This window comes from Mycobacterium sp. 1465703.0 (assembly GCF_001672975.1).
Classification (GTDB): domain Bacteria; phylum Actinomycetota; class Actinomycetes; order Mycobacteriales; family Mycobacteriaceae; genus Mycobacterium.
The window spans coordinates 1-734 of the sequence record NZ_LZKU01000195.1; the positions used below are offsets into that span (position 1 = coordinate 1).

Sequence of the window (734 nt, forward strand, 5' to 3'; positions counted from 1 at the left end):
CAGCACACAGGGCTGGCGCGACAATCCGCAGCGGGTCTGGGGCTGGTATCTGTGGCGTCACTATCTGGTCGCCGATGTCCAACCGAATGCGGGCCATCGCGCCATCGCCGCCTGGCAAGACGACGCCGAGGTCAGCGTCATCACGCAGAACGTCGACGATCTGCACGAGCGCGCGGGAAGCCGATCGGTTCATCACCTGCACGGCAGCCTGTTCGAATTCCGTTGTGCGCGTTGCGATGCGCCCTATTCCGGTGCGCTGCCCGTGATGGCCGAACCGGCACTGGAAGTGGAGCCGCCGGTATGTCACTGCGGCGGTCTGATCCGGCCGGACATCGTCTGGTTCGGTGAGCAGTTGCCCGACCAGCCGTGGCAGCGCGCCATCGAGGCGACCGAGGCAGCCGACGTGATGGTGGTGGTGGGGACCTCGGCGATCGTCTATCCGGCGGCGGGCCTGGCCGAGCTGGCGCTGGCTCGCGGCACCGCCGTCATCGAGGTCAATCCCGAAGTCACCCCGTTGTCGGGCAGCGTGACGATCAGCATGCGGGAGACGGCCAGCCGGGCTCTGCCCGGATTGCTGCAGCGGCTACCGGCCCTGCTGAGCTGACCGCGCCGCGGTCAGGGCCGGTGCGCGCGGCCGAGCAGTAGCTCCGACACCGGCATCGGCGACCAGATAGTGACGCCACAGATACCAGCCCCAGACCCGCTGCGGATTGTCGCGCCAGCCCTGTGTGCTG

The 734-nt window shown here is 68.4% G+C and carries 1 protein-coding gene and 1 pseudogene; one reads left to right on the forward strand and one right to left on the reverse strand.

The window, feature by feature from the left end; genetic code table 11:
* Positions 1-604: NAD-dependent protein deacylase (locus A5625_RS18105; protein ID WP_066996855.1), on the forward strand; the 604-nt coding region annotated here is incomplete at its 5' end.
* A 54-nt stretch (positions 605-658) separates the two neighbouring features.
* Here A5625_RS18105 and A5625_RS29205 read toward each other — a convergent pair.
* Positions 659-734: pseudogene (locus A5625_RS29205) on the reverse strand (NAD-dependent protein deacylase); the annotation flags it as partial.